Genomic DNA, 26164 nt, shown 5'->3' with positions numbered 1-26164 from the left:
CAACTAATCTGGCGTTGATTTTTGGCACGCTGTTGAGTTCTCAAGGAACGGACGCTTCCTTTGTACTCACCCTCTCGGGCTTTCCTCCGGGCTTTCCCTTCGATCTTGCGTTTCCGACTCTATCAGATCTTTCCGATCCGATTTCCTCGGCGCTTTCCGGTCCCTTTCGCTTTCGCTCCGGGCCCTTCCGGCTGTTCCGACTCTATCAGATCCTTTCGGCGTCTGATTCCCAGTCAGCGGGGTTTGTCTTTGCGGCTGTTGGGCCGTTCCGACGAGTGAGACTTTAGCGGATTTCCTGCCTCCGACGCTAATCGGGCGGCTGCGCTCAGTTCTTCGAACGCGGATTCCTCATTTCGCAAAAACGCACGGAAAGCACGACGACACGGCAAAGCATCGTCAGCTTCAGAGGATCTTGCGGAATGGCTGTCCGGGGCCGACCGGAGTCGGTGCTCACGTCGGACAACTCGGAGAACACTACGGATCCGGTAATCCCGTGTCAACCCCGGGCCTGGGACGTAGCCTCTACCTATGACTACGCATGCGCACACCACCCAGTGGTGGGCCGCCTGACCGGCGGCCCGCACCCGCGCATGCAACAAGCGGCCGCCGTCTCGGCGGCCGTTCGCGTATCCCCCTCCGGGAGGCGGCCGTCGGGTCGGCGCCCTGGAGAAGAGGGAGAACGAACGCGATGACGACGATCTTCAGCGGGGTCAAGCCCACCGGGCATCTGACGCTGGGCAACTATCTCGGGGCCGTACGGCGGTGGGTCGAGGTGGATCAGCATCAGGCGGAGGCGTACTTCAGCGTCGTGGACCTGCACGCGCTGACGGTGGAGCACGATCCCGGGCGGGTGCGCCGGCTCAGTCGGCAGGCGGCCACGCTGCTGCTGGCGGCCGGGCTGGACCCGAAGCGGTGCACGCTCTTCGTGCAGAGTCATGTGGACGAGCACGCGCGGCTGTCGTACCTGCTGGAGTGCACGGCCACGGACGGCGAGCTGCGGCGGATGATCCAGTACAGGGAGAAGAGCGAGCGTGCGCGGGCGGCCGGCGAAGGGGTGCGGCTGTCGTTGCTGACGTATCCGGTGCTGATGGCGGCGGACATCCTGGCGTACGGGACCGACGAGGTACCGGTGGGTGAGGACCAGCGGCAGCACGTGGAGCTGACCCGGGACCTGGCCGTGCGGTTCAACCAGCGGTACGGGCACACCTTCACGGTGCCGAAGGCGACGCAGCCGAAGGTGGCGGCACGGGTGATGGACCTCCAGGACCCCACGTCGAAGATGGGGAAGTCGCACGTGAACGGGGCCGGGATCGTCTATCTGCTCGACGACGCGGAGACCGTGCGGCGGAAGGTCATGCGGGCCGTGACCGACAGCGGGCGCGAGGTCGCCTACGACCGGGAGCTCAAGCCGGGGGTCGCGAACCTGCTCGATCTGATGGCAGCGGCGACGGATGGGAACCCCGAAGAGCTGGCCGGTGTATATGAGACGTACGGGTCGTTGAAGAAGGACACGGCGGACGCGGTCGTCGAGCTGCTGAGGCCCCTGCGGGAGCGGCATGCCGAGCTCGCGGCGGACCCCGGTCATGTGGACCAGGTGCTAAGGGACGGGGCCGAGCGGGCCCGTGGGACGGCGCGGCCCGTGGTGGACCGGGCCTATCGGGCGATCGGACTGTTGCCCGCGGGGTGACGGAAGGCGTTGCGGTAGTCGCGCGGGCTGGTGGCGAGGTGCGAGGCGAAGTGCTGGCGCATCGTGATCTCGCTGCCGAAGCCCGCGCGGCGGGCCACCTCGGGGAGGGGGTGGTCGGTGAGTTCGAGGAGTTTCTGGGCGGCGGCGACGCGCTGGGTGATGAGCCAGTGCAGGGGGGTGGTTCCGGTGGTGGCCTGGAAGTGGCGGGCGAAGGAGCGGGGGGACATGCCGGCGTGGGCCGCGAGGCTCGCCACGGTGTGGGGTTCGGCGAGGTGGGCGAGCGCGTGGGCGCGGACGTCGGCCAGGGCGTCGGCGTCGCGGTCGGCGCGGGGGGTGGGGTGCTCGATGAACTGGGCCTGGGTGCCGGTCCTGAAGGGTGCGGTGACCATGGAGCGGGCAATGGCTGCGGCCGCTTCGGCTCCGTGGGCGGTGCGGACGAGGTGGAGGCAGAGGTCGATGCCGGCGGCGGTGCCGGCCGAGGTCCAGATGCCCGAGTCCTCGACGAAGAGGGCGTCGGCTTCGACCTGGACCGCGGGGTGGCGGTCGGCGAGGGTCCGGGCCAGGTACCAGTGGGTGACGGCACGGCGGCCGTCGAGCAGTCCGGCGCGTGCGAGGACGAAGGCGCCGGCGCAGAGCGAGGCGACGGGGACTCCCGCCGTATGGGCACGGCGGAGCGCTTCGAGGACGGGGGCCGGGAGGTCGGCGTCGGGGTCCTCGATACCGGGGACGACCACGAGGTCGGTGGCGGTGAGGTCGTCGAGCCAGTCGAGCGCGCGGTCGGGGGTGAGGGTGAGTCCGCCGCGCAGGGGGACGGGGGTGTGCGGGTCGGCGGCGGCCCGGCGGAGTTCGAAGGGAGGGACGCCGCGGAGAGTGCGGTCGCTGTCCCAGACCTCGGTGATGACGGAGATGTCGAAGGCGCGGACACCCGGGAAGACGAGGAGCGCGATGCGCTGCGGGCGAGGTGTGGGGGACGGCGACACGGGTGGCAGTAAATCATCGATCGCTGTCATTCACCCCTCTGGGAGACGGCCTCCGCCGGGGGCAGGATCGTGGGCATGGAGATCGCGGAGAACGCAGCGCTGGTGGTCATCGACGTGCAGAAGGGCTTCGAGGAGGAGTTCTGGGGAAAGCGGAACAACCCGGCCGCGGAGGGGAACATCGCGGCGCTGATCGACCTGTGGCAGGAGACGGGGCGCCCTGTCGCCTTCGTGCGGCACGACTCGCTGGAGGGTTCGCGTTCGCCGCTGCGGGCGGGGTACGTGGGGAACGAGTTCAAGGACTTCGTCGAGGAGCGGCGCGGGAAGGGCAGTGGTCCTGAGCTGCTCGTGACGAAGAGCGTGAACTCGGCCTTCTACGGTGAGCCGTCGCTGGACGGGTGGCTGACCGGCCTCGATGTGGCGCAGATCATGATCGTCGGGATCCAGACGAACATGTGCAACGAGACGACGGCCCGGATGGGCGGAAACCTCGGGTACGACGTGGTGTTCCCGCTGGACGCGATGCACACCTTCGACCTGGAGGGGCCGTTCGGGTGGTCGCGGAGCGCCGACGAGCTGTCCCAGGCGACGGCCGTGTCGCTGCACGGCGGCCGCTTCGCGAAGGTCGTGTCCACGGAGGACGTGGTCAAGGGGGCGTCCGCCGGGGTCCGGTGACCCCGGCGGGACATCCCTTGGGTCAGCTGTTGCCGGAGGCGAGTTCGCGGCTGCGGTCGCGGGCGGCTTCGAGGGCGGCGATGAGGGCGGCGCGGACGCCGTGGTTCTCCAGCTCGCGGATGGCGCTGATGGTGGTGCCGGCCGGGGAGGTCACGGCTTCGCGGAGCTTGACCGGGTGCTCGCCGCTGTCCCGCAGCATCACGGCGGCGCCGATGGCGGCCTGGACGATGAGGTCGTGGGCCTGGGCGCGGGGCAGGCCGAGGAGGATGCCGGCGTCGGTCATGGCCTCGACGAGGAAGTAGAAGTAGGCCGGGCCGGAGCCGGAGAGGGCGGTGGCGGCGTCCTGCTGGGACTCGGGGACGCGGAGGGTCTTGCCGACGCCGCCGAAGATCTCCTCGGTGTGGGCGAGGTGCCCGGGGGTGGCGTGGCTGCCGGCCGAGATCACGGACATGCCCTCGTCGACGAGGACGGGGGTGTTGGGCATGACGCGGACGACGGGGATGCCGGCGGTCAGGCGGTCCTCGATGAAGGAGGTGGGGATGCCGGCGGCGGCGCTGATGACCAGGCGGTCGGCGGTGACGTGGGGCGCGAGCTCGTCGAGGAGGCGGCCCATGTCCTGCGGCTTGACGGCCAGGATGAGGGTGTCGGCGCGCTTGGCGGCTTCGGCGTTGGTGACGGTCTCGACGCCGTAGCGGGTGCGGAGCTCTTCGGCGCGCTCGGCGCGGCGGGCGGTGACGAGGAGGTTCGCGGGGCGCCAGCCGGCGCGGATCATGCCGCTGAGGAGCGCTTCACCGATCTTGCCGGTGCCGAGGACTGCGACGGTCTGGGTCATGGCTCTGTTCACCTCGCCGGAGGGGGGTACGTGTCGTCATCCTCGCACCGGCGGGCCGGGCGGTGTGCGGGTGTCCGAGGGGCGGTCAGGCGGTGCGACGGCGGAGGGTGGCCGCGCCGAGGACGAGGACCAGGACGGCGCAGCCTGCGACGACGAGCAGGTCGCGGACGAAGTCGCCGGTGATGTCGGGGTGGCGGAGCACTTCGTTCATGCCGTCGACGGCATACGACATCGGCAGGACGTCGGAGACGGCTTCGAGGGCGGGGGCCATCCGGTCGCGCGGGGTGAAGAGGCCGCAGAGCAGGAGCTGCGGGAAGATCACCGCCGGCATGAACTGGACGGCCTGGAACTCGGACGCGGCGAACGCGGAGACGAAGAGGCCGAGGGCCGTGCCGAGGAGCGCGTCGAGCAGGGCGACCAGGAGCAGGAGCCACGGGGAGCCGATGACGTCGAGGCCGAGGAACCAGACGGCGAGACCGGTGGCCAGGGTGGACTGGACGACGGCGAGCAGTCCGAAGGCGAGGGCGTAGCCGCCGATGAGGTCGGCCTTGCCGAGGGGCATCGCGAGCAGGCGTTCCAGGGTGCCGGAGGTCCGTTCGCGGAGGGTCGCGATGGAGGTCACCAGGAACATCGTGATGAGCGGGAAGATGCCGAGGAGCGAGGCCCCGATGTTGTCGAAGGTGCCCGGGCTGCCGTCGAAGACGTACCGGAGCAGAAAGAGCATGACGCAGGGGACGAGGAGCAGCAGCGCGATCGAGCGCGGGTCGTGGCGCAGCTGACGCAGGACACGGGCGGCGGTGGCGAGGGTGCGTGCGGAGCTCATGACCGGGACTCCTCGTGGGCGGCTCGGGCGGCTGCGGCGTCGACCAGACGGAGGAAGGCTTCCTCGACGGTCGCGGTGTCGTTGCGTCGGCGGAGGTTCTCGGGGGTGTCGTCGGCGAGGATCTCGCCTTCGCGCATGAGGAGCAGCCGGTGGCAGCGCTCGGCCTCGTCCATGACATGGGAGGAGACGAGCAGCGTCGTTCCGCGGTCGGCGGCGATCCGATGGAAGAGGTTCCACAGGTCGCGGCGGAGGACCGGGTCGAGACCGACGGTGGGCTCGTCGAGGACCAGGAGCTCGGGTGTTCCGAGGAGGGCTACGGCGAGGGAGACCCGGCTGCGCTGCCCCCCGGAGAGCCGGCCGGCGAGGGAGTCGGCGTGGCTGGCGAGGTCGACGTCCGTGATCGCCCGGTCGACGAGAGCGCGGCGGTCGTGGCGGCGGGCGCGGCCGGGGAGCAGGACGGCGGCGAAGTAGTCGAGGTTCTGGCGGACGGTGAGGTCGTCGTAGACGGACGGGGCCTGGGTGACGTAGCCGATACGCGAGCGCAGTGCGGGGTCTCCGGCGGGCCGGCCCAGGACCTGCAAAGTGCCGTCGACCTTGGCCTGGGTGCCGACGATCGCGCGCATCAGGGTGGTCTTGCCGCAGCCGGAGGGGCCGAGGAGGCCGGTGATGCGGCCGGCCGGGACGGTGAAGTCGAGGCCGCGGAGGACGGTGCGGTTGCCGCGGAGGGTGGTGAGGTGGTGGGCGGTGATGGCCGGGGGTGTGGGGGTGGTCGGTGTGGGGTCGGCGGGTGTGGGGTCGGCGGACTCACCCGCCGGGTAATTCATCATGCGATGAATAGTGCGCCTGGGGGTGCGGGGCGTCAAGGACGTGGACGGGGCCTGTGGCGGTGGGGCCTGGGGCCGTGCGGGCCGGTGGGCACAACGTTGCGGCGGGGGGTTCGGCTGTGGGGCGTTGCCCACGACCGCTGGGGCGGGGCCCGGGGGGGGCCGTGCGGGCCGGTGGGTGGGTTGTGCCCACCCGTTCCGCCCTTGCGGAACAGATGCCCACAACGTGGGCTGGACGGCTGGGCTTGTCTGCGGCAGCGGGGTGGGGGGCTGTGGTGGGGGGTTACTTGCGTTTGGGGTTTTTGCGGGGGGAGGTGCGGCGCTTGGTGTGGCGGGTGAGGGCGGCTTCGTACTCGGTGCGGTGGAGTTGTTCGCCGGGGGCCTCGGTGAGGCAGCGGACGGCGTAGGCGAGGAGGGAGCCGATGAAGCCGATCGCCTTGAGGCTGCGCAGGGATTCCTCGCGGGCCGGGTCGGTGGGCCGGTGGCCGAAGCCTTCCCAGGTCTTGCGGAAGGCGATGGCGCTGCAGACCGCGAACATGATGACGACGAGCGTGTTGACGATGCCGCCGACGTCGGCGATCTGCAGGCCCTCGTACGCGAAGCGCAGCACGAGGCAGGCCGCAACGGCGGCGGCGAGCGCGCCGGCGGCCAGGCCGGCGCGGCGCAGGGCGTAGCCGCCGGTGTGGTCGAGCCAGGTGGTGCCGAAGAAGCGGATCTCCTCCGGCTGCGGCCCGGTGGGCGCGCCGCCGGAGGGGCTACCGGTCGTGCGGGGGGTCTGCTTGTCGTCGCTCACGGGGTCGATTATCCCCGGGGTGGCGACGGAGGGGTTCAGGAGCAGCGCGGCGCGACGAGGCCGTCGCTGCCCGTGTGCACGTACGCGTCGGAGACGTACTCGCCCGGCGCGATGCTGTCCCAGATGTTGGTGGTGCCGTACGGGCCGCTGATCCACTCGCCGTACTTCTGGCAGTGGATCGCCACGGTGGCGCCCAGGGGCAGGGACCGCACGATCGGGTACTTGGTGCTCGGGCCCGAGCGCACGTTGACCCGGTAGCCCGGGGCGACCTCGTAGAGGTGGGCCGCGGCGGCCATCGCCGTCAGGCTCTCCCCCACGGCCGGTTCTCGCACGCCTTCGCCCCCCGCGGCCTTCTTCGCCGTGGTCTTCTCGTCGTCCGTGTGTCTGGCGTCCATGGTGTCCTCCCCCGTTGGCGCAAAAGCGCTCCGCCGAGTTTCACTCTCCGCGACGCGCAGGCTAGCAAGCCCCACCGACTTCGGGGGCGCCATGGACTAGGCTCCGTCGAGTTCGCGCGGGTGCGCGCGGGTGACGGGGAATCACACGGGGGTGGGCGATGCCACCGTTGCGCAGTACCGGTTCCGACCGGGAAGCGGAGGGGCCCGAGTACGCGGGCGACTACCGTCTCCAGGCGTGTCTGGGAGCCGGCGGCATGGGTGTGGTGCACCTCGCCGCCTCGGCTTCGGGGCTGCGGCTCGCGGTCAAGGTCGTGCACGGACGGTATGCGGAGGACCCAGAGTTCAGGGCACGTTTCCGCCAGGAGGTCGCGGCCGCCCGCCGGGTCAGCGGGGCCTTCACCGCGCCGGTCGTGGACGCCGACCCCGATGCCGTGCGCCCTTGGATGGCCACCCTCTACGTCCCCGGCCCGACCCTCGCCGACCAGGTGAAGCGGAACGGTCCGCTGGCCCCGGCCGAACTGCGGCGGCTCACCGCCGGGCTCGCCGAGGCACTGCGCGACATCCACCGCGCCGGGGTCGTCCACCGGGATCTCAAGCCCAGCAACGTCCTGCTCACCGACACCGGCCCCAAGGTCATCGACTTCGGGATCTCCCGGCCCGTCGACAGCGACCTGCACACCGAGACGGGCAAGCTCATCGGCTCGCCGCCGTTCATGGCGCCCGAGCAGTTCCAGCGTCCGCGCGAGGTCGGGCCGGCGGCGGACGTCTTCGCGCTCGGCTCGGTGCTGGTGCACGCGGCGACCGGCCACGGCCCGTTCGACTCCGACAGCCCGTACATCGTGGCGTACCAGGTCGTCCACGACGAGCCGGACCTGACGGGCGTGCCGGCGGAGCTGGCGCCGCTCGTGGCACGCTGCCTCGCCAAGGAGCCCGCCGAGCGGCCGACCCCGGCCCAGATCATGTCGGCGCTGCTGCCACCCTCGTACGCGGCGGAGGCGTTCATACCCGCGCAGCGCCGGCGGCCCGCTCTCCCGGACGGCGACACCGGCCCCGCGCCCGCGTGGGACGCGGACACGCCGGTACGGGTCGACGCGCCGGCCCCGCGCCGCCGGCGCCCGCGCCTGGGCGGACGGATCCGTCCGCGTCCGACGGCCGCCGTCGCCGCGGTGCTCGCCCTGGCCGGCGCCGGTCTGTACGCGGCGCTGAGCGCCCCGGCGGGCGGTGCGCCCGAGGCCCCGGCCCACCCGGACGAGGTGGCGACCGTCTTCGCCGGCTGGTCGACCGGGCTGCAGGACAAGGGCCCCACCGCCGCGCCCGCCTGTACGCACGGCGGCGGCGCGCTGTACTGCTCGGCCCGCGGTGTCGGGCTCACCCGGCTCGACCCGGTGACGGGCCGTGTCCTGTGGTCGCTGTCCACCCCCGTCGAGGCGGAGGCGCCGACCGCCCCCCTCCTCCTCGCGGACGGTCTGGTCGGGGCGGCCGCTCCGACGGGTCCGCTGCGGGCGTTCGGTGCGGGGGACGGCGCCGCGGGCTGGAGCGCCGGGGGGACGCTGCCCGAGGTGTACCGGCCGGCGGGCTCGGCCGTCGTCCTGACCGACGGGCAGGGCGGGATCCGGGCGGTCGACAGCCGGACCGGGAAGGAGCTGTGGCGGCACGGCCTGGACGGTTTCACGCTGCCGCTGCCGGGGTCGTACGACGGTCCGACGGGGCTGCTGACGGTGTCCGAGACCTCGTACGACGGCACGCGCACGCGTGTGGGCGCGGTCGACCCCCGGAACGGCAGGACGGTCTGGCGGCGGGACCTGGACGGCGATCTCGCCCCGGTGGGCCGCACCGGTGACGGGACGCTGGTCCTCGCCGACCACTACGACACCTCGTGGGTCGACGGTCTCGTGCTGGTGGGCGACGGCGCCGACGGCGGTGCCGTACGACGCGTGGAGCTGCCCCACCGGCTCGACCTCCGCGGCATCGCCGTGCGCGGGTCGGTGGTCCATCTCCTCGAAGCGGACGGGCATCTCACCGCCTTCGACACCGCGGCGCCCAAGGGCCGGGTGCTGTGGGAGCTGGAGACGGCCGCGGGGAACGTCTCGAAGCCGGTCCTCGGCCCCGGCGACCGGCTCTACTTCTCCGTCCAGGACGGGCGGCTGCTCGCCGTCGACACCGCGCGCGGGGCGCTGATCGGCCAGACCCGGCCGCGGCTGCGGAACGGCCGGCTCGGGTACGCGCCGCTGGTCCCCGAGCCCGTGGTGGCCGGGGACCGGGTGTTCGGTACGGCGCCGGACGGCTCGGTCTTCGCGGTGGACGCGCGCGATCCGGCGGCCTGGTGAGCGTCCGCGCCACCGGGAGCGGGCGGGTACGACGGAGGGGAGCGGGCACAAGGCCCGCTCCCCTCCGTCGTGGTGCCGCCGGGCTCAGCCCAGCTTCGACACGTCCCTGACCGCGCCCTTGTCGGCGCTGGTCGCCATCGCCGCGTAGGCGCGCAGCGCCGCCGACACCTTGCGCTGGCGGCTCTTCGGCGCGTAGACGCCGTTCAGCGCCTCCCGGCGGGCGTCGAGGGTGGCCTCGTCGACGAGGAGCTCGATGGAGCGGTTCGGGATGTCGATACGGATCCGGTCGCCGTCCTCGACGAGGGCGATGGTGCCGCCCGAGGCGGCCTCCGGGGAGGCGTGGCCGATGGACAGGCCCGAGGTGCCGCCGGAGAACCGGCCGTCGGTGACCAGCGCGCAGGTCTTGCCCAGGCCCCGGCCCTTGAGGAAGGACGTCGGGTAGAGCATCTCCTGCATGCCGGGGCCGCCGCGCGGGCCCTCGTACCGGATGACGACGACGTCGCCGTCGGTGACCTGCTTGTTGAGGATCTTCTCGACGGCCTCGTCCTGCGACTCGCAGACGACCGCGGGGCCCTCGAAGGTCCAGATCGACTCGTCGACGCCGGCCGTCTTCACGACGCAGCCGTCGGCGGCGAGGTTGCCGTGCAGGACCGCGAGGCCGCCGTCCTTGGAGTACGCGTGGGCCGCGTCGCGGATGCAGCCGCCGGCCGCGTCCACGTCCAGCGTCTCCCAGCGCTCGGACTGGGAGAAGGCGGTCGCCGAGCGCACGCAGCCGGGGGCCGCGTGGAACAGCTCGACGGCCTCGTCCGTCGGGGAGCCGCCGCGGACGTCCCAGGCGTCCAGCCACTCCTTGATGGAGCGGGAGTGGACGGAGTGGACGTCCTCGTCGAGGAGGCCGGCGCGGTAGAGCTCGCCGAGGAGGGCCGGGATGCCGCCCGCCCGGTGCACGTCCTCCATGTAGTACGTGCGGTCCTTGGCGACGTTCGGGGCGACCTTGGCCAGGCAGGGCACCCGGCGCGAGACCTCGTCCATGTCGGGCAGGCCGTAGTCGAGCTCGGCCTCCTGGGCGGCGGCCAGCAGGTGCAGGATCGTGTTGGTCGAGCCGCCCATGGCGATGTCGAGGGCCATGGCGTTCTCGAAGGCGCCGCGGGTCGCGATCGAGCGCGGCAGGACGGAGGCGTCGTCCTCGTCGTAGTACCGGCGGGTGATGTCGACGACCGTGCGGGCCGCGTTCTCGTACAGCGCCTTGCGGCCGGTGTGGGTGGCGAGCAGCGAGCCGTTGCCGGGGAGGGAGAGGCCGATCGCCTCGGTCAGGCAGTTCATCGAGTTGGCGGTGAACATGCCGGAACAGGACCCGCAGGTCGGGCAGGCGTTCTCCTCGATCCGGAGGATGTCCTCGTCCGAGATCTTGGGGTTCACGGCGTCGGACATCGCGTCGACCAGGTCGAGGGTGCGGACCGTGCCATCGACGAGCGTCGCGCGGCCGGCCTCCATCGGACCGCCGGAGACGAAGACCGTCGGGATGTTGAGGCGCAGGGCGGCCATCAGCATGCCGGGGGTGATCTTGTCGCAGTTGGAGATGCAGATCAGGGCGTCGGCGCAGTGCGCCTCGACCATGTACTCCACGCTGTCGGCGATCAGGTCGCGGGAGGGCAGCGAGTACAGCATGCCGCCGTGGCCCATCGCGATGCCGTCGTCGACGGCGATCGTGTTGAACTCGCGGGCGATGCCGCCGGCGGCCGTGATGGCGTCGGAGACGATCCGGCCGACGGGCTGGAGGTGGGTGTGGCCGGGGACGAACTCCGTGAAGGAGTTGGCCACGGCGATGATCGGCTTGCGACCGATGTCCGCGCCCGGTACACCGGAGGCGCGCATAAGGGCGCGTGCGCCCGCCATGTTGCGGCCGTGGGTGACTGTGCGGGACCTCAGCTCGGGCATCGTCGCTCGCTCCTCGTGATGGGTGTGCTTGCATTCGAGCGTACGCCGACGCTCCAAGATCTGGACAGGGTGTCCGGGATGCGGGACGCCTGTTCAGGTTTCGGTCAGGTACCGCTGGAGCGTCGGGGCCACCTGGGCCACGATCTCCTCCGGGTCGGCGGAGGCCAGCGGCTCGACCTGGATCACGTACCGCATGATCACGATCCCGATCATCTGGGAGGCCGCCAGCTCGGCCCGGAGCGCCGGGTCCGGCACGTCCAGCTCGGCCGCGATGCGCTCCAGGAGCCGGCGGAGCACGAAGTTGCGGAGCACCTTGGCCGCCGCCTCGTGGGTCAGCGCGGAACGGACCGTCGCGAGGAGCGGGGCGCGGCTGACCGGGTTCTCCCAGACGCCGATGAAGAACCGCGCGAGCCGCTCGCCGAGGGCGTCGCGCGGGCCTCCGACGATCGCCGGGACGGCGGCCGCGGGCTCGAAGGACACCTCGATCGCGGCGGCGAAGACCTCGTCCTTGGTGCCGAAGTAGTGGTGCACGAGCGCCGGGTCCACCCCGGCCGCCCGCGCGATGCCGCGCACCGACGCCTTGTCGTAACCCCGCTCCGCGAACTCGGCGCGGGCCGCGTCCAGGATGCGTTCGCGCGCGCCCGGCCCGCTCTCCTCCTCGGTACGGGAGGGGCGGCCGCGCCGGCGCGGAGCCGGTCCGGTCACGGTCGCGGCACCCGGGAGGGGTGGGCGGCGGAGGCGAGGTGGAGCCGGGTGAAGGCCAGGGCCTCCGCGAGATCGGCCTCGCGTTCGGCGGCTGACATCGCGCGGCGGGTGTTGACCTCGATGACGACGTGGCCGTCGAAGCCGGTGAGCGCGAGCCGCTCCAGGAGCTCGGCGCAGGGCTGTGTGCCGCGCCCCGGGACCAGGTGCTCGTCCTTCGCGGACCCCTTGCCGTCGGCGAGGTGGACGTGGCCGAGCCGGTCGCCCATGCGGTCGATCATCGCGAGGGCGTCGGTGCGGGCGGTCGCGGTGTGCGAGAGGTCGACGGTGAAGTGCCGGTAGTCGTCCTTGGTGACGTCCCACTCGGGGGCGTACGCGAGCATCTCGCGGTCCTTGTACCGCCACGGGTACATGTTCTCGACGGCGAACCGCACGTCGGTCTCGTCGGCCATCCGCCAGATGCCGGTGACGAAGTCCTTGGCGTACTGCCGCTGCCAGCGGAACGGGGGGTGCACGACGACCGTGGACGCGCCGAGCCGCTCGGCGGCCGCCCGCGCGCGCTGGAGCTTGACCCACGGGTCGGTGGACCAGACGCGCTGGGTGATGAGGAGGCAGGGGGCGTGCACGGCCAGGATCGGGACCTGGTGGTAGTCGGAGAGGCGGCGCAGCGCCTCGACGTCCTGGCTGACCGGGTCGGTCCACACCATGACCTCGACACCGTCGTACCCGAGGCGCGCGGCGATCTCGAAGGCCGTCGCCGTCGACTCCGGATAGACCGAGGCCGTCGACAGGGCGACCTTCGCATCCGGGATGCGCACCACTGGTTCTGCCACGGAGACAGGGTACGGGGCGGGCCGGGGGGCCGGAGGGTGGTTCCGGTCACGCCCGGCGCGGCACCCTCGCGCGTGTACGTCCCTCCCGGCGCTGCCCCTCGCCCCGCGTACGTCCAGTCCCTCCCGGCGCGGCACCCTCGCGCGTACGGGTCACGGCCCGGCGCCGCCCGCGCGCCCGCGTGCGGTCTCGGGCGGCGGGCTCGCGGCGGGGTCAACGCTCCGGGAGGTGGTCCAGGCGGCGCAGGATGACGCCCTCGCGCAGGGCCCAGGGGCAGATCTCCAGTTCGTCGACCCCGAGCAGGTCCATCGCGCCCTCCGCGACCAGGGCGCCCGCCAGGAGCTGGTTCGCGCGGCCCTCGGAGACACCCGGCAGGGCCGCGCGCTCGGGGGTCGTCATCCCGGCGAGGCGCGGGACCCACTCCTCCAGGGACTTGCGGGACAGGTTCCGCTGGACGTAGAGGCCCTCGCCCGAGCCGGGCGCGCCGGCGATCCTCGCCAGCTGCTTGAAGGTCTTGGAGGTGGCCACGACGTGGTCGGGGCGGCCCGAGCGGCTGAACTCGCCGACCGTACGGGCGATCTGGGCGCGCACATGGCGGCGGAGCGCCTTCACGTCGGCGGAGTCGGCCGGGTCGCCGGGCAGCCAGCCGGCGGTCAGCCGGCCCGCGCCGAGCGGCAGGGAGACCGCCGTGTCGGGGTCCTCGTCGATGCCGTAGGCGACTTCGAGGGAGCCGCCGCCGATGTCGAGGAGCAGGAGCTTGCCGGCCGACCAGCCGAACCAGCGGCGGGCGGCGAGGAAGGTGAGCCGGGCCTCCTCCTCGCCGGTGAGGACCTGGAGGTCGACGCCTGTCTCGTCCTTGACCCGGGCCAGTACGGCGTCGGCGTTCGTGGCCTCGCGCACGGCGGAGGTGGCGAACGGCAGCACCTCCTCGCAGCCCTTGTCCTCGGCGGCCAGGAGCGCGTCCCGGACGGTCGCGATGAGCCGCTCGACGCCGTCGGGCGCGATCGCCCCCCGCGCGTCGAGGAGTTCGGCGAGCCGGAGCTCCGCCTTGTGGGAGTGCGCGGGCAGGGGGCGGGCGCCGGGGTGGGCATCCACCACCAGGAGGTGCACTGTGTTCGAACCGACGTCGAGGACTCCGAGTCTCATGGGCGGAACGCTACTGCTCCCGCCCGCATACGCTTGGTGTTGTGCCAAAGACGAAGAAGGCGAAGCCGGACAAAGACCGTGGCGGCGACGGCGGCGTGAAGGCGGCCAGGACCGCGCACGCGGCGAAGGCCGTGAAGGCGGTCAAGGTCGGGAAGCAGAAGCGGGGCAAGACGGAGGAGCCGGACGAGAAGGGGCTGGACTTCGCGCGCGCGTGGGTCGAGTTTCCCGATCCGGCCGACGAGGAGCAGGTCTTCCGCTGCGACCTGACGTGGCTGACCTCCCGCTGGACCTGCATCTTCGGCAACGGCTGCCAGGGCATCCAGGAGGGGCGCGCCGACGACGGCTGCTGCACGCTGGGCGCGCACTTCTCCGACGAGGACGACGAGAAGCGGGTCGCGGAGCACGTGGCCCGGCTCACACCGGAGCTGTGGCAGTTCCACGACGTCGGCAGCGGGTCGGGCTGGGTGCAGCTCGACGAGGACGGCGACCGGCAGACCCGCCGCTGGGAGGGGTCCTGCATCTTCCAGAACCGGCCCGGCTTCGCCGGCGGCGCGGGGTGCTCGCTGCACATCCTGGCGATGAAGGAGGGCCGGGAGCCGCTGGAGACGAAGCCGGACGTGTGCTGGCAGCTGCCGGTGCGGCGGACGTACGACTGGATCGACCGGCCCGACGACAGCCGGGTGCTCCAGGTGTCGATCGGCGAGTACGACCGGCGCGGCTGGGGGCCCGGCGGCCACGACCTGCACTGGTACTGCACGACGGCGACCTCGGCCCATGTGGGCGGTGAGCCGGTCTACGTCTCGTACCGGCCCGAGCTCGTCGAGATGATGGGCCAGGAGGCGTACGAGGACCTGGCCCGCCTGTGCGAGGCCCGGCTCGCCTCGCAGCTGCCGATGGTCGCCCCGCACCCGGCGGACCCGGTCGGTTAGTCGGCCGGGCCGCCTGGGACGGCCGTGGTCGTTCGGTGCGGACCGGTCGTTTGATGCGGCCCGGTCGTTCGGTGCGGCCCGGTCGTTCGGGCGCACGCGCATCCGGCGGGCCCGGTCGGTCAGGAGGAGGGCTCCGTCGTCTGCGGGGGTGTGCCCGGGTCCGAGGTCGTGGGCGGGGGTTCCTCGGTCGTCGGCGGCGGGGCCGTCGGTTCCGTGGTGGGCTCCGTCGTCGGCGGGGTCGTGGGCTCGGTCGTCGGCGGGGTGGTCGGCTCCGTGGTCGGCGGGGACGTGGGCGGGGTGGTCGGCTCGGTCGTCGGCGGGGACGTCGGCGGCGTGGTCGGCTCCGTCGTCGTGACCGGCGGGGGCGTGATCACCCGGTCGTCCGTGGGCGGCGGCGGGCGGTAGCCGTCGATCCTGACCACCGCGCCCGAGGGGTTCACGCCGATCCGCGCGCTCCAGGCGCCCGTGGGCTCGCGGCCGTGGTCGACGCGGACGGTGATCGTGACCGTCTCCCCGGGACGGAGCGTGCCCGAGGCCCGGGTCACGTACAGCCAGGGCGCGTCCGTCCACAGCGACCAGTCGACGGGGGAGCCGCCGGAGGCGCTGAGCGTGAGCAGGGTCAGGTCGCCGTGCCCGCGCGCGGTGACCGTGATCCAGCCGGCGGCGGGCTCGCCGGGGCGGGAGGGTTCGGTGGGGCCGCCGGGGCTGACGACCTCGACGGAGACGTCGGGGGCGCGGCTGCCCCGGGTGAAGCGGGGTTCGGGGGTGGTGCGGGCGTTGCCCGCGTTCTCGTAGTGGTCGTAGGGGCGGCCGTCCGGGTCCACCGGTTCGTCCGCCTCGCGCGCGCTGACGCGGGCGCCGTTCCGGCCGCTCGCGTCCGCGACCGGGGTGTCCCGGTAGGAGGTCCACAGGGCGAGGACGGGGGCGGCGACGACGGCCGCGACGACGGTGGTCGTCACCGCGCGGGCCCGCATGCGGTCGCGGCGGGCCACATGGTCCTTGGGGTCCATGGGGAACCCGGTGGGGGCGAAGCGCGGGGCGCCGGCACGCGCGCGCGGGACGTGCAGCATCGCCATGTACGCGGCGGCCCGGGGCGCCTCGACGAGCGGCAGCCGCTCCGGGGACAGCGCGGCGCCGCCCGGCCAGGGGCCGCCGGCGCCCGCCCGCTCGGCCACGCGCCGGCAGCGGGGGCAGTCGTCGACGTGCCGGACGAGTTCGGCCCGCAGGGCGGCGGAGAGGAGCACCCGCTGGTCGCCGGTGAGCCGGGCGACGGTGGGACAGCCGCCGGTCTCGACGACGGCGAGGGCGGCGCGGGTCCGCTCGACCTCGCAGCCCGCGGTGGCGAGGAGGTCGCGGGCGGCGAGCGGGTCGAGGGAGAGCACGGCGGCGACCTGGCGACGGCTGAGGCCGTGCCGTACGGCGAGTTCCAGGGCCTCGCGCTGCTCGGGTGTGGTGCCGGCCGCCTCGGGCCAGGCGAGTGCGGCGAGTTCGGCGCGGCGCCGGTCGGCGGTCTCCTCGGAGACCCGGGGCGGTTCGGGCGCGGTGACGGCGGGGCGGCCGGTGTGGGCGCCCTGGCGCTTGCGGCGCTGCTCGCCGAGGCTGCGGAGGCAGGCCCAGCGGGCGAGGGCGTACAGCCAGGCCGTGCGGCCGTCCTCGTCGGAGGGGCAGCGGCCGTGGTGGCGCTCGGCGACGGCGAGGACGTCGCCGAGGACGGCGGTCGCCGTGTCGTGGTCGCAGAGCACGGAGAGGCAGTACGTGAAGAGGCCGTCGAGGGCGGCCTCGTAGCGGGCGGGGGGCCGCCGGCCGAGCGACCGCGGACCCTGGTCCGCGGCGCGGTGCGCCCGGTGGGCGCCGGTGGTGCCTGTGGAGGAATCCAGCCTGCTGCTCGTCACTGGGCGACCGTAGGCAAGGCACGGGGCACTCTTCGTACCGGTTGAGCCATTCTCATGCTTACGGGTGAAGCTATCGCTCGAAAGGGGACAGGAACTGGGCGTTCCGGTGCCGCGGCCGTCCCCCTGTGGAGGACCGCGGCCGGTTGTCGGTGCGGGCGGATACGGTGTGCGACATGGCTGCCCGTACGAAATCCGCCAAGGACAGGCCGTCCTACCGCTGCACCGAGTGCGGCTGGCAGACGGCCAAGTGGCTCGGCCGCTGCCCCGAATGCCAGGCATGGGGGACGGTCGAGGAGTACGGCGCGCCCGCCGTCCGGACGACCGCGGCCGGCCGCGTCTCCACCGCCGCCGTTCCCATCGGCCAGGTCGACGGCCGGCAGGCGACCGCCCGCTCGACCGGCGTCGACGAGCTGGACCGGGTCCTCGGCGGGGGGCTCGTGCCCGGCGCCGTCGTGCTGCTCGCGGGCGAGCCGGGCGTGGGCAAGTCCACCCTCCTGCTCGACGTCGCGGCCAAGGCGGCGAGCGACGAGCACCGCACGCTGTACGTCACGGGCGAGGAGTCCGCGAGCCAGGTCCGGCTGCGCGCCGACCGGATCAACGCGCTCAGCGACCATCTGTACCTGGCGGCCGAGACCGACCTGTCGGCCGTCCTCGGGCACCTGGACGCCGTGAAGCCCTCACTGCTGATCATGGACTCGGTGCAGACCGTCGCCTCCCCCGAGATCGACGGCGCGCCCGGCGGCATGGCCCAGGTCCGCGAGGTCGCCGGGGCGCTCATCCGGGCCTCCAAGGAGCGCGGCATGTCCACGCTCCTCGTCGGCCACGTCACCAAGGACGGGGCCATCGCGGGACCGCGCCTCCTGGAGCACCTGGTCGACGTCGTCCTGAGCTTCGAGGGCGACCGGCACGCGCGGCTGCGTCTGGTCCGGGGCGTGAAGAACCGGTACGGCGCGACCGACGAGGTCGGCTGCTTCGAACTGCACGACGAGGGCATCACGGGCCTGGCCGACCCCTCCGGGCTCTTCCTGACCCGACGTGACGTGGCCGTGCCCGGCACCTGCCTGACGGTGACCTTGGAGGGCCGACGGCCGCTCGTCGCCGAGGTCCAGTCGCTGACCGTGGACTCCCAGATCCCCTCCCCGCGCCGGACCGTCTCCGGTCTGGAGACCTCCCGGGTCTCGATGATGCTGGCGGTCCTGGAGCAGCGCGGCCGGATCAGCGCGCTGGGCAAGCGGGACATCTACAGCGCGACCGTGGGCGGTGTGCGGCTCACCGAGCCCGCCGCCGACCTGGCGATCGCCCTCGCGCTCGCCTCCGCGGAGAGCGACACGCCGCTGCCGAAGAACCTGGTGGCGATCGGCGAGGTGGGGCTCGCGGGCGAGGTGCGGCGGGTGACGGGCGTGCAGCGCCGTCTCGCCGAGGCGCACCGGCTGGGCTTCACCCACGCGCTGGTCCCCACGGACCCGGGCAAGGTGCCGCCGGGCATGAAGGTGACCGAGGTCGCGGACATGGGCGACGCCCTGCGGGTGCTGCCGCGCAGCCGCCGCGCGAAGGCGCCGGAGGGTGCCGAGGGTTAGCCGCCGGTCAGGGTGGGGACGCCTTTCGGACCACCCCGGATCGGTCGTGGGCGGAGGGCGGCGGGGTGGTGTCGCTAGACTTTGCCCTGGTCTCGCCCATCCGTACGAGCCGGAGGAGTGCAGTGGCAGCCAAGGACGGGGCATCAGCCCTTGGAAAGTCCGGCGCGGGCTCCGGCAACGAAGCGCTCATGCGCGCCGCCCTGAGCGCGGTCGCGCCGGGCACCGCGCTGCGCGACGGCCTGGAGCGGATCCTCCGGGGCAACACGGGCGGTCTCATCGTGCTCGGCCTGGACAAGACGGTCGATTCGATGTGCACCGGCGGTTTCGTGCTGGACGTCGAGTTCGCCGCCACGCGCCTGCGTGAGCTGTGCAAGCTCGACGGCGCGCTCGTCCTCGACAAGGACATCACCAAGATCCACCGGGCGGGTGTGCAGCTGGTCCCGGACGCCTCCATCCCGACCGAGGAGACCGGTACCCGCCACCGCACGGCGGACCGGGTCTCCAAGCAGTGCAACTTCCCGGTCGTCTCCGTCTCGCAGTCGATGCGGCTGATCGCGCTGTACGTGAACGGGGAGCGCCGGGTCCTGGAGGAGTCGGGCACGATCCTGTCCCGCGCCAACCAGGCGCTGGCGACCCTGGAGCGGTACAAGCTCCGCCTCGACGAGGTGGCCGGCACGCTCTCCGCGCTGGAGATCGAGGACCTGGTCACGGTCCGGGACGTCACCGCCGTCGCCCAGCGTCTGGAGATGGTCCGCCGGATCGCCACCGAGATCGCCGAGTACGTGGTCGAGCTCGGCACCGACGGACGGCTGCTGTCGCTCCAGCTGGACGAGCTGATCGCGGGCGTGGAGCCGGAGCGGGAGCTGGTGATCCGGGACTACGTGCCGGAGCCGACCGCCAAGCGCGCGCGGACGGTCGCCGAGGCGCTGACCGAGCTGGACGCGCTCACCCACACCGAGCTGCTCGAACTTCCGGTGGTGGCCAGGGCACTGGGGTACAGCGGTTCGCCGGAGACCCTCGACTCGGCCGTGTCGCCGCGGGGCTACCGGCTCCTCGCGAAGGTGCCGCGGCTGCCGGGCGCGATCATCGAGCGGCTCGTGGAGCACTTCGGCGGGCTGCAGAAGCTCCTCGCGGCGAGTGTGGACGACCTCCAGACCGTCGACGGTGTCGGCGAGGCCCGCGCCCGCAGTGTGCGCGAGGGCCTGTCGCGGCTCGCGGAGTCCTCGATCCTGGAGCGGTACGTCTGACCCGGCGGCGCCCCCCGGGCGCCGCACGCAGGGCGGTCAGTCCTTCGTCAGCCTGAACGAGGCCGGCAGCACCTTGGCGCCCGCCATGGTGGCCTCCACCAGGTAGGTGCCGGGGCCGGCCTGGCCCGCCGGGGCGGTGGCGCACTGCGGGGCGCTGCGTCCGCGGTCCCACTCCACGGTGTGGGTGACGGTGGCGTGGGCGGGGACGCGGAGCAGGATCGGGTTGCCGGGGCGCGGGCAGTCGGCGGAGGACCAGACCTCGTCGTCCCGGTCGTCGCTGATCGTCAGGACCGCGGCGCGGGGGCCGAAGTCGGCCTTGCATGCGGTGCCCGAGGTGTTCTTGGCGACGAGGTGGAAGCGGGGCTTCTCCCCCGCGTCGTAGGAGACCTTGGTGGTGCGGAGCGTCAACTGGAGTGCCGCGGAGGGGCAGTTCGGGAGCGGGGAGTTCGCCGGGACCTGCTGGCCCGCGCCGGTGCCCGCGCCTCCGTCGCCGCCGGCGCCGTCGGTGTCGCCGTTCTTGCCGCCGCTCTCGGCGCCGGGGTCCGTGCCGTTGCCCGTGCCGGCGTCCCCGCCCGTACCGTTGCCCGAACCGTTGCCCGTGCCGGCGTCGCCGGAGTCACCCGAGCCGCCGGAGTCGTCCGACTCGTCGCGTCCGCCCGGCTGTTGGCTGATCGCGGGGCCGCTGCCGGAGGGCCCGGGGGTGATGGAGGGCGGGGTGGGCGACGAGCCGTTGGCGGCGTCGTTCGTCTTCTTCCCGTCCCCGTCGCCGGAGGTGACGGCCCAGGCGGCGAGCAGGGCCAGAAGCGCCACCAGGCATACCGCCACCGCCCTTCGCCGCCAGTAGATGGTGGAGGGAAGCGGCCCGACCGGATTGCGCAAAGATCCCACGACCCGAACCTTACGAGAGATCCGGGCCAACTCCCGCCCCACCCGCCGCCCGAGACGGCAAGTTTTGCCGATGATCACATCCGTCGGTTCCGGGAACTTTTCCTCGGACCCCGCTGTAAATCGGCGGGAACCGGCGCGAATCGCGAGCCCCTACTTTCGTCGGGGGTCGCTCTGGCCGTTGGCCCGGGGCGGCGGAGCCGGAATTCCGGTTAGCGTCGTCCACCATGAACACCCTCCTCGACCTCTCCGACCGTCTGTATCTCGACGTCGCCGACTTCGCCCACTCCACCCCCCACTGGTTCCAGTGGCTCGCCGAGGTCTGGACCGAGGCCGGACTGCTGCTCTTCGGCGTGCTGTTCCTGGCCGGCTGGTGGCGTTCGCGCGAGGGATCGAGCCGGGTGATGGCGCTCGCGCTGCTCGCCCCGCTCGCCACCGCCTTCGGATACGTGGCGAGCGAGGCGTTCAAGTCGCTGGTCGACGAGGAACGTCCCTGCCGCGCGGTCGCCGGGGCGCCCGCCTCGCTCGTCGCCTGCCCGCCGCACGGCGACTGGTCCTTCCCCAGCAACCACTCGGCCATCGCCGGCGCCGCCGCGATCGCGCTCGCCCTGTCCTGGCGCGGGATCGTCTGGCTGACCGTGCCGATGGCGCTGCTCATGGCGTTCTCCCGGGTCTTCGTCGGCGTCCACTACCCGCACGACGTGACCGTCGGTCTGCTCGTCGGCGCCCTGGTCGCCTTCGTCGTGATGCGGGCGGCCGAGCGGCCCGTACGGTCCCTGGTGGAGACGGCCAGGTCGAGCGGGAACGCGGCCATGGTGTGGTGCGCGGGGCGCGGACAGGCGGCGCACGCCGCCGGGCACGCTCCCGCGCACTCCGAGCGGCCCCCGCGCGCACGCCACGGCGCGTACTGATCCCGCCGCGGACGTGCCAGGATCGGGGGTGCCATGACTTCCATCGACACTCCCCCCGCGTCCGAGAGCTCCGTGTCCCCGGCATTCCCCGCCGAGCTGCACGGGCCCGTCCTCGCCTGGTTCGACCGGCACGCCCGCGACCTGCCCTGGCGCCGCCCCGAGGCCGGCGCCTGGGGGGTCATGGTCAGCGAGTTCATGCTCCAGCAGACCCCGGTCGTCCGGGTGCTCCCGGTGTACGAGCAGTGGCTCGCGCGCTGGCCGCGCCCGGCCGACCTGGCCGCCGAGGCCCCCGGCGAGGCGGTCCGCGCCTGGGGGCGGCTCGGCTATCCGCGCCGGGCGTTGCGGCTGCACGCGGCGGCCGTGGCCATAACGGAACGACACCGCGGCGACGTCCCCAGCGACCACGGACAGCTGCTCGCGCTGCCCGGCATCGGCGAGTACACGGCGGCGGCGGTGGCCTCCTTCGCGTACGGGCAGCGGCACGCGGTCCTGGACACCAACGTGCGCCGGGTCTTCGCCCGGGCGGCGACCGGCGTCCAGTACCCGCCGAACGCGACCACGGCCGCCGAGCGGCGGCTCGCCCGCGCCCTGCTGCCCGAGGACGAGGGGACGGCCTCCCGCTGGGCCGCCGCCTCGATGGAGCTGGGCGCGCTGGTGTGCACGGCGAAGAACGAGGACTGCGGGCGCTGCCCGATCGCCGCACGCTGCGCCTGGCGGCTGGCCGGCAAGCCCGCGCACGACGGTCCGCCGCGGCGCGGCCAGACGTACGCCGGCACCGACCGGCAGGTGCGGGGCCGGCTGCTCGCCGTGCTGCGCGAGTCGACGGACCCGGTGGGGCAGGCGGCCCTGGACGCGGTCTGGGACGAGCCGGTGCAGCGGGCCAGGGCCCTGGACGGCCTGGTCGCGGACGGTCTCGTCGAACCGTTGGAGGGCGGGCGCTACCGCCTCCCGCTCTCCTGAGACCGCCGCCGTTCCCTCGTGGGGACGCTCCCACACCTGCTCCGCCCCCGCTGTTACACAACCGATGGGTGGCCGTGCGTCCACCGACGGCTGCCCCGCACAGCTCCGTGACAACCGCTCCGTAGCGTCGGCGACGACACGAGGAACAGAGCTGGTCACGGGGATCGGAGGCGGTTCGGATGAGGCACGGCGAGGTGCTCGACTTCGAGGAGTACGTACGCACACGGCAGGACGCGCTGTTGCGCAGTGCGCGCCGGCTCGTCGCCGACCCCGTCGACGCCCAGGACCTGCTCCAGACGGCGCTGGCCCGTACGTTCGGCCGCTGGGACGGCATCGCCGACAAGTCCCTGGCCGACGCGTACCTGCGCCGGGTCATGATCAACACCCGGACCGAGTGGTGGCGCTCCCGCAAGCTCGAAGAGGTCCCCACCGAGCAGCTCCCCGACGCGTGCGTCGACGACCCGACCGAGCAGCACGCCGACCGCGCCCTGCTCATGGACGTGCTGAAGGTGCTGGCCCCGAAGCAGCGCAGCGTCGTCGTGCTGCGGCACTGGGAGCAGATGAGCACCGAGGAGACGGCGGCGGCGCTCGGCATGTCGGCGGGTACGGTGAAGTCGACGCTCCACCGCGCGCTCGCCCGGCTCCGCCAGGAGCTGGAGAGCCGCGACCTCGACGCCCGTGCCCTGGGGCGGACCGGGGAGCGGGCGACCGTACGAGGAGACGAAGGGGGGCGGGCGCGATGCGCGGCGTAGACGACGGAGACGGCGGCGGCAGACGCGACGGCGGCGGCCCCGGCGACAGCGGCGGCGACGCCCGGTTCCCGACCGGGCGCCGCCGCCCGCGTCGTACCGCCAGGGTGGCGGGCGCGACGGCGGTGGCCGGGCTGGTCGCCGCCGGGCTCTTCCTGGCCGCCTGCTCCACCGGCGGCACCGGCTCGCGCGACGAGGGCGCGGCCCGCACCGACGGGGTGGCCGCGGCGGCGCCCACCCCCTCCGTGTCCGCCACCACGGGACCGCAGTCCGCCGAGCGGGTGGATCCGATCGCGCTCCTCAAGGCCGACCCGAAGATCGGCGAGCGTCTCAAGGCCGATCTGAAGCCGTGCGTCGCGGACGCGTACCCGGTGGACGCCTCGTACGGCAATCTCACGAACGCTTCGGCCCCCGACGTCGTCGTGAACGTCATGACCTGCGGCGATGCCGTGGGCATCGGCACCTACGTCTACCGCCTGCAGAGCGACCGGTACGAGAACGTCTTCATGGCCGAGGACGCGGCGGTCTACGCCACGATCGACCGGGGCGACCTCGTCGTCACCAAGCAGGTGTACGCGGAGGGCGACCCGGTCGCGTACCCCTCGGGCGAGGACGTCATCACGTACCGCTGGTCGGGGAACCGGTTCACCCAGCACGACTGGGTGCACAACGACTACAGCCGCGCGGTCGGCGACGGCGCCGCCGAGCAGCCCGCGCCCAGCGAGCCCGCCGCCGACTGAGCCGCGGCTCCGCGCCCCGTCCCGACCGCCCGCATCCGACCACTCGCCTCCCGAAGGGCACGCACGATGGCCGAAACCCATGTCCTGTTCGTCGAGGACGACGATGTGATCCGTGAGGCCACCCAGCTCGCCCTGGAGCGGGACGGCTTCCGTGTCACCGCGATGCCCGACGGGCTGTCCGGCCTGGACGCCTTCCGGGCGCAGCGGCCGGACATCGCGCTGCTCGACGTGATGCTGCCGGGCATGGACGGGGTCAGCCTCTGCCGCCGCATCCGCGACGAGTCGACGGTGCCGGTCATCATGCTGTCGGCGCGCGCCGACTCGATCGACGTCGTCCTCGGCCTGGAGGCCGGCGCCGACGACTACGTGACCAAGCCCTTCGACGGCTCGGTGCTCATGGCCCGCATCCGGGCCGTGCTGCGCCGCTTCGGGCACGCGGGCGGCGCCGGCGAGCACGGGGACGCGCCGGGCGACGGCGGACTCCTCGCCTTCGGCGACCTGGAGGTCGACACCGAGGGCATGGAGGTCCGCCGCGGCGGGCAGCCGGTGGCCCTGACCCCGACCGAGATGCGGCTGCTCCTGGAGTTCTCGGCCGCGCCGGGCACCGTCCTGTCCCGCGACAAGCTCCTGGAGCGGGTCTGGGACTACGGCTGGGGCGGCGACACCCGGGTCGTCGACGTCCATGTGCAGCGGCTGCGCGCCAAGATCGGCCAGGACCGGATCGAGACGGTCCGCGGCTTCGGCTACAAGCTCAAGAGCTAGCCCGGCATGATCCACCACACGCCCTCCCCCGAGACGGGCCCGCTCCGGTGAAGCTGCTCCCCCTGCGGACCGGGGTCCGGTGGAAGATCGCCGTCGCCATCGCGGCGGTCGGCGCGCTCATCGCGGTCACCCTGAGCATCGTCGTGCACAACGCCGCCCGGATCTCGATGCTCGACAACGCGCGCGAGGTCCAGATGGAGCGGCTGCTCTTCGCCCAGCGGATGTACGAGGCGTCGAAGCCCAAGGAGCCCCGCTTCGGCACGAAGATCAACGATCCGGCGCTGCCGCCCCAGCTCGACCAGCTGATGCGGGACAAGCGGCGCGGTACGTACGTGCAGGAGCACCGGCACGGCGGGCCGCCCGACGTGTGGGCCGCCGTACCGCTGGCCAGCGGCGACGTGCTGTCGCTGCACATCCCCTTCGCCGACCGCAGCGCGACGATCATGAACGATCTGGACCGGGCCCTGGTCATCGGCTCGGTCTCGGTGGTCTTCGGCGGCTGCGCGCTCGGCGTCCTGATCGGCGGCCAGCTGTCGCGGCGGCTGCGGAAGGCCGCCGTCGCGGCCGGCCGGGTCGCCCAGGGGAACACCGAGGTGCGGGTGCGGGACGCCGTCGGCGGGGTCGTACGGGACGAGACCGACGACCTGGCGTGGGCGGTCGACGCCCTCACCGACGCCCTGAACGAGCGGATCGAGGCCGAGCGCCGGGTCACCGCGGACATCGCGCACGAGCTGCGCACCCCCGTGACCGGGCTGCTCACGGCGGCCGAGCTGCTGCCGCCGGGGCGCCCGACCGAGCTCGTGCGGGACCGGGCGCAGGCGATGCGGACCCTGGTCGAGGACGTCCTGGAGGTGGCCCGGCTCGACAGCGCGTCGGAGCGGGCCGAGCTCCAGGAGATCGCGCTCGGCGAGTTCGTGGAGCGGCGGGTGCGCACCCTCGACCCCGAGGTGGTCGTCCGGGTCGTCCACGACTCCTGGGTGAACACCGACCCGCGGCGGCTGGAGCGCGTCCTCGGCAACCTCCTCGCGAACGCGGCCAAGCACGGCAAGCCGCCGGTCGAGGTCACCGTCGAGGGCCGGGTGGTCCGGGTCCGCGACCACGGTCCCGGTTTCCCCGAGGCGCTCCTCAAGGAGGGGCCGAGCCGGTTCCGTACGGGGACGAGCGACCGCGCGGGCCAGGGCCACGGTCTGGGCCTGACGATCGCGGCGGGCCAGGCGCGGGTCCTCGGCGCCCGTCTGACCTTCCGGAACGTGGCCTCCGAGGGGGCTCCGAACGGGGTCGGCGGCGCCATCGCGGTCCTGTGGCTGCCGGACCACGCCCCGACGGCCACGGGGAGCTTCCCGGTCCTCCGGCCGGAGTGAACGCACGACGCGGGCCCGGGCCGTGGACGTACGGCAGTAGGGCGGGCCGCGAACGTACGGCGGGCCCGGGCCGCGGGTATGCGCGGTGACCGGGCCGTGGACGTACGGCAGTGGGGGGGGGGCATAGGTAGGACCGCCCCACAGCCCGGAGGGCCGGGGCGGGTGAGAACCGAGAGGCGGACATAGCCGGTTGGGGGGCCC

General features: G+C 73.3%; 25 protein-coding genes. 13 read left to right on the top strand and 12 right to left on the bottom strand.

The window, feature by feature from the left end:
• A partial coding sequence (locus tag ACFVZH_RS17305) for a hypothetical protein (protein ID WP_384898069.1) occupies nt 1-287 on the top strand: 287 nt, incomplete at its 5' end.
• Between the two features lie 401 nt (nt 288-688).
• Nucleotides 689-1687 carry a tryptophan--tRNA ligase gene (gene trpS / locus ACFVZH_RS17300; RefSeq protein WP_384898067.1) on the top strand — a complete coding sequence of 333 codons (999 nt, stop codon included), beginning with the start codon at nt 689-691 and terminating at the stop codon, nt 1685-1687.
• Here trpS and ACFVZH_RS17295 read toward each other — a convergent pair.
• On the bottom strand, nt 1654-2697 hold the full coding sequence (locus ACFVZH_RS17295) for a GlxA family transcriptional regulator (RefSeq protein WP_384898065.1): 1044 nt from the start codon (nt 2695-2697) through the stop codon (nt 1654-1656). The genes trpS and ACFVZH_RS17295 overlap by 34 nt on opposite strands.
• 45 nt (nt 2698-2742) lie before the next feature.
• Here ACFVZH_RS17295 and ACFVZH_RS17290 point away from each other — a divergent pair, with 45 nt between their 5' ends.
• Nucleotides 2743-3339 (top strand): cysteine hydrolase family protein, encoded by a 597-nt coding sequence (locus ACFVZH_RS17290; RefSeq protein WP_384898063.1) that lies wholly within the window; start codon nt 2743-2745, stop codon nt 3337-3339.
• 22 nt (nt 3340-3361) lie between these two features.
• Here ACFVZH_RS17290 and proC read toward each other — a convergent pair whose 3' ends face one another.
• The 5 genes from proC to ACFVZH_RS17265 form a co-directional block, all read right to left on the bottom strand.
• Entirely contained in the window at nt 3362-4171 is an 810-nt protein-coding gene (gene proC / locus ACFVZH_RS17285; protein ID WP_384898061.1) for a pyrroline-5-carboxylate reductase, read from the bottom strand.
• Nucleotides 4172-4256: 85 nt separating this feature from the next.
• Nucleotides 4257-4994, bottom strand: coding sequence for an ABC transporter permease (locus ACFVZH_RS17280; RefSeq protein WP_384898059.1), 738 nt, complete (start codon nt 4992-4994; stop codon nt 4257-4259).
• Nucleotides 4991-5821, bottom strand: coding sequence for an ABC transporter ATP-binding protein (locus ACFVZH_RS17275; protein WP_384898057.1), 831 nt, complete (start codon nt 5819-5821; stop codon nt 4991-4993). The genes ACFVZH_RS17280 and ACFVZH_RS17275 overlap by 4 nt, the downstream gene beginning before the upstream one ends.
• Before the next feature lie 280 nt (nt 5822-6101).
• Nucleotides 6102-6611, bottom strand: a complete 510-nt coding sequence (locus tag ACFVZH_RS17270; RefSeq protein WP_384898055.1) for a hypothetical protein — start codon at nt 6609-6611, stop codon at nt 6102-6104.
• A gap of 35 nt (nt 6612-6646) precedes the next feature.
• On the bottom strand, nt 6647-7006 hold the full coding sequence (locus ACFVZH_RS17265) for an SH3 domain-containing protein (protein ID WP_384898053.1): 360 nt from the start codon (nt 7004-7006) through the stop codon (nt 6647-6649).
• A gap of 158 nt (nt 7007-7164) precedes the next feature.
• Between ACFVZH_RS17265 and ACFVZH_RS17260 the strand changes: the two genes are divergently transcribed.
• Entirely contained in the window at nt 7165-9333 is a 2169-nt protein-coding gene (locus ACFVZH_RS17260) for a PQQ-binding-like beta-propeller repeat protein (RefSeq protein ID WP_384898051.1), read from the top strand.
• 84 nt (nt 9334-9417) lie between these two features.
• Here the strand turns inward: ACFVZH_RS17260 and ilvD are convergent, their stop codons facing one another.
• The 4 genes from ilvD to ACFVZH_RS17240 all read right to left on the bottom strand — a co-directional run bounded on the left by ilvD (nt 9418) and on the right by ACFVZH_RS17240 (nt 13950).
• On the bottom strand, nt 9418-11271 hold the full coding sequence (gene ilvD, locus ACFVZH_RS17255; protein WP_384898049.1) for a dihydroxy-acid dehydratase: 1854 nt from the start codon (nt 11269-11271) through the stop codon (nt 9418-9420).
• 93 nt (nt 11272-11364) lie between these two features.
• Complete coding sequence (locus ACFVZH_RS17250; protein WP_384898047.1) at nt 11365-11976, bottom strand: TetR family transcriptional regulator; 612 nt, start codon at nt 11974-11976, stop codon at nt 11365-11367.
• The gene (locus ACFVZH_RS17245; protein ID WP_384898045.1) at nt 11973-12806 is read right to left on the bottom strand and encodes a sugar phosphate isomerase/epimerase family protein; all 834 of its coding nucleotides are present in this window, start codon (nt 12804-12806) and stop codon (nt 11973-11975) included. The genes ACFVZH_RS17250 and ACFVZH_RS17245 overlap by 4 nt, the downstream gene beginning before the upstream one ends.
• Nucleotides 12807-13017: 211 nt before the next feature.
• Nucleotides 13018-13950, bottom strand: a complete 933-nt coding sequence (locus ACFVZH_RS17240) for a Ppx/GppA family phosphatase (RefSeq protein WP_384898043.1) — start codon at nt 13948-13950, stop codon at nt 13018-13020.
• A 41-nt stretch (nt 13951-13991) separates the two neighbouring features.
• Between ACFVZH_RS17240 and ACFVZH_RS17235 the strand changes: the two genes are divergently transcribed.
• On the top strand, nt 13992-14879 hold the full coding sequence (locus tag ACFVZH_RS17235) for a hypothetical protein (RefSeq protein ID WP_384898041.1): 888 nt from the start codon (nt 13992-13994) through the stop codon (nt 14877-14879).
• A gap of 119 nt (nt 14880-14998) precedes the next feature.
• On the opposite strand, the gene ACFVZH_RS17230 is transcribed toward ACFVZH_RS17235, so the two are convergent.
• The gene (locus ACFVZH_RS17230; RefSeq protein WP_384898039.1) at nt 14999-16771 is read right to left on the bottom strand and encodes a hypothetical protein; all 1773 of its coding nucleotides are present in this window, start codon (nt 16769-16771) and stop codon (nt 14999-15001) included.
• Between the two features lie 173 nt (nt 16772-16944).
• Here ACFVZH_RS17230 and radA point away from each other — a divergent pair, with 173 nt between their 5' ends.
• Both radA and disA read left to right on the top strand, forming a co-directional pair.
• Entirely contained in the window at nt 16945-18348 is a 1404-nt protein-coding gene (radA, locus tag ACFVZH_RS17225) for a DNA repair protein RadA (protein WP_384898037.1), read from the top strand.
• A 122-nt stretch (nt 18349-18470) separates the two neighbouring features.
• Nucleotides 18471-19595, top strand: a complete 1125-nt coding sequence (disA, locus tag ACFVZH_RS17220) for a DNA integrity scanning diadenylate cyclase DisA (RefSeq protein ID WP_384898035.1) — start codon at nt 18471-18473, stop codon at nt 19593-19595.
• A 36-nt stretch (nt 19596-19631) separates the two neighbouring features.
• Here the strand turns inward: disA and ACFVZH_RS17215 are convergent, their stop codons facing one another.
• Nucleotides 19632-20483 (bottom strand): hypothetical protein, encoded by an 852-nt coding sequence (locus tag ACFVZH_RS17215; protein ID WP_384898033.1) that lies wholly within the window; start codon nt 20481-20483, stop codon nt 19632-19634.
• A 224-nt stretch (nt 20484-20707) separates the two neighbouring features.
• On the opposite strand from ACFVZH_RS17215, the gene ACFVZH_RS17210 reads away from it, so the two are divergent.
• From ACFVZH_RS17210 to cseC, 6 genes are all read left to right on the top strand, one after another.
• The gene (locus ACFVZH_RS17210) at nt 20708-21391 is read left to right on the top strand and encodes a phosphatase PAP2 family protein (RefSeq protein WP_384898032.1); all 684 of its coding nucleotides are present in this window, start codon (nt 20708-20710) and stop codon (nt 21389-21391) included.
• Nucleotides 21392-21424: 33 nt separating this feature from the next.
• A complete protein-coding gene (locus ACFVZH_RS17205; protein WP_384898030.1) occupies nt 21425-22351 on the top strand; it encodes an A/G-specific adenine glycosylase in 927 nt (308 codons plus the stop codon).
• Nucleotides 22352-22530: 179 nt separating this feature from the next.
• On the top strand, nt 22531-23103 hold the full coding sequence (locus tag ACFVZH_RS17200; RefSeq protein WP_384898028.1) for a SigE family RNA polymerase sigma factor: 573 nt from the start codon (nt 22531-22533) through the stop codon (nt 23101-23103).
• Entirely contained in the window at nt 23091-23840 is a 750-nt protein-coding gene (locus tag ACFVZH_RS17195; protein WP_384898026.1) for a hypothetical protein, read from the top strand. Before ACFVZH_RS17200 ends, ACFVZH_RS17195 begins: the two co-directional genes overlap by 13 nt.
• Nucleotides 23841-23906: 66 nt before the next feature.
• Complete coding sequence (cseB, locus tag ACFVZH_RS17190; protein ID WP_384898024.1) at nt 23907-24602, top strand: two-component system response regulator CseB; 696 nt, start codon at nt 23907-23909, stop codon at nt 24600-24602.
• Complete coding sequence (cseC, locus tag ACFVZH_RS17185) at nt 24491-25963, top strand: two-component system sensor histidine kinase CseC (protein WP_384898086.1); 1473 nt, start codon at nt 24491-24493, stop codon at nt 25961-25963. The genes cseB and cseC overlap by 112 nt, the downstream gene beginning before the upstream one ends.
• Nucleotides 25964-26164: the final 201 nt, after the last annotated feature.

Origin of the sequence: Streptomyces sp. NPDC059534 (assembly GCF_042743475.1) — a bacterium.
In the GTDB taxonomy this organism is placed as follows: Bacteria; Actinomycetota; Actinomycetes; order Streptomycetales; family Streptomycetaceae; genus Streptomyces.
Note: the sequence above shows the minus strand (reverse complement) of the source record. Positions and strands in the feature narration are given on the sequence as shown.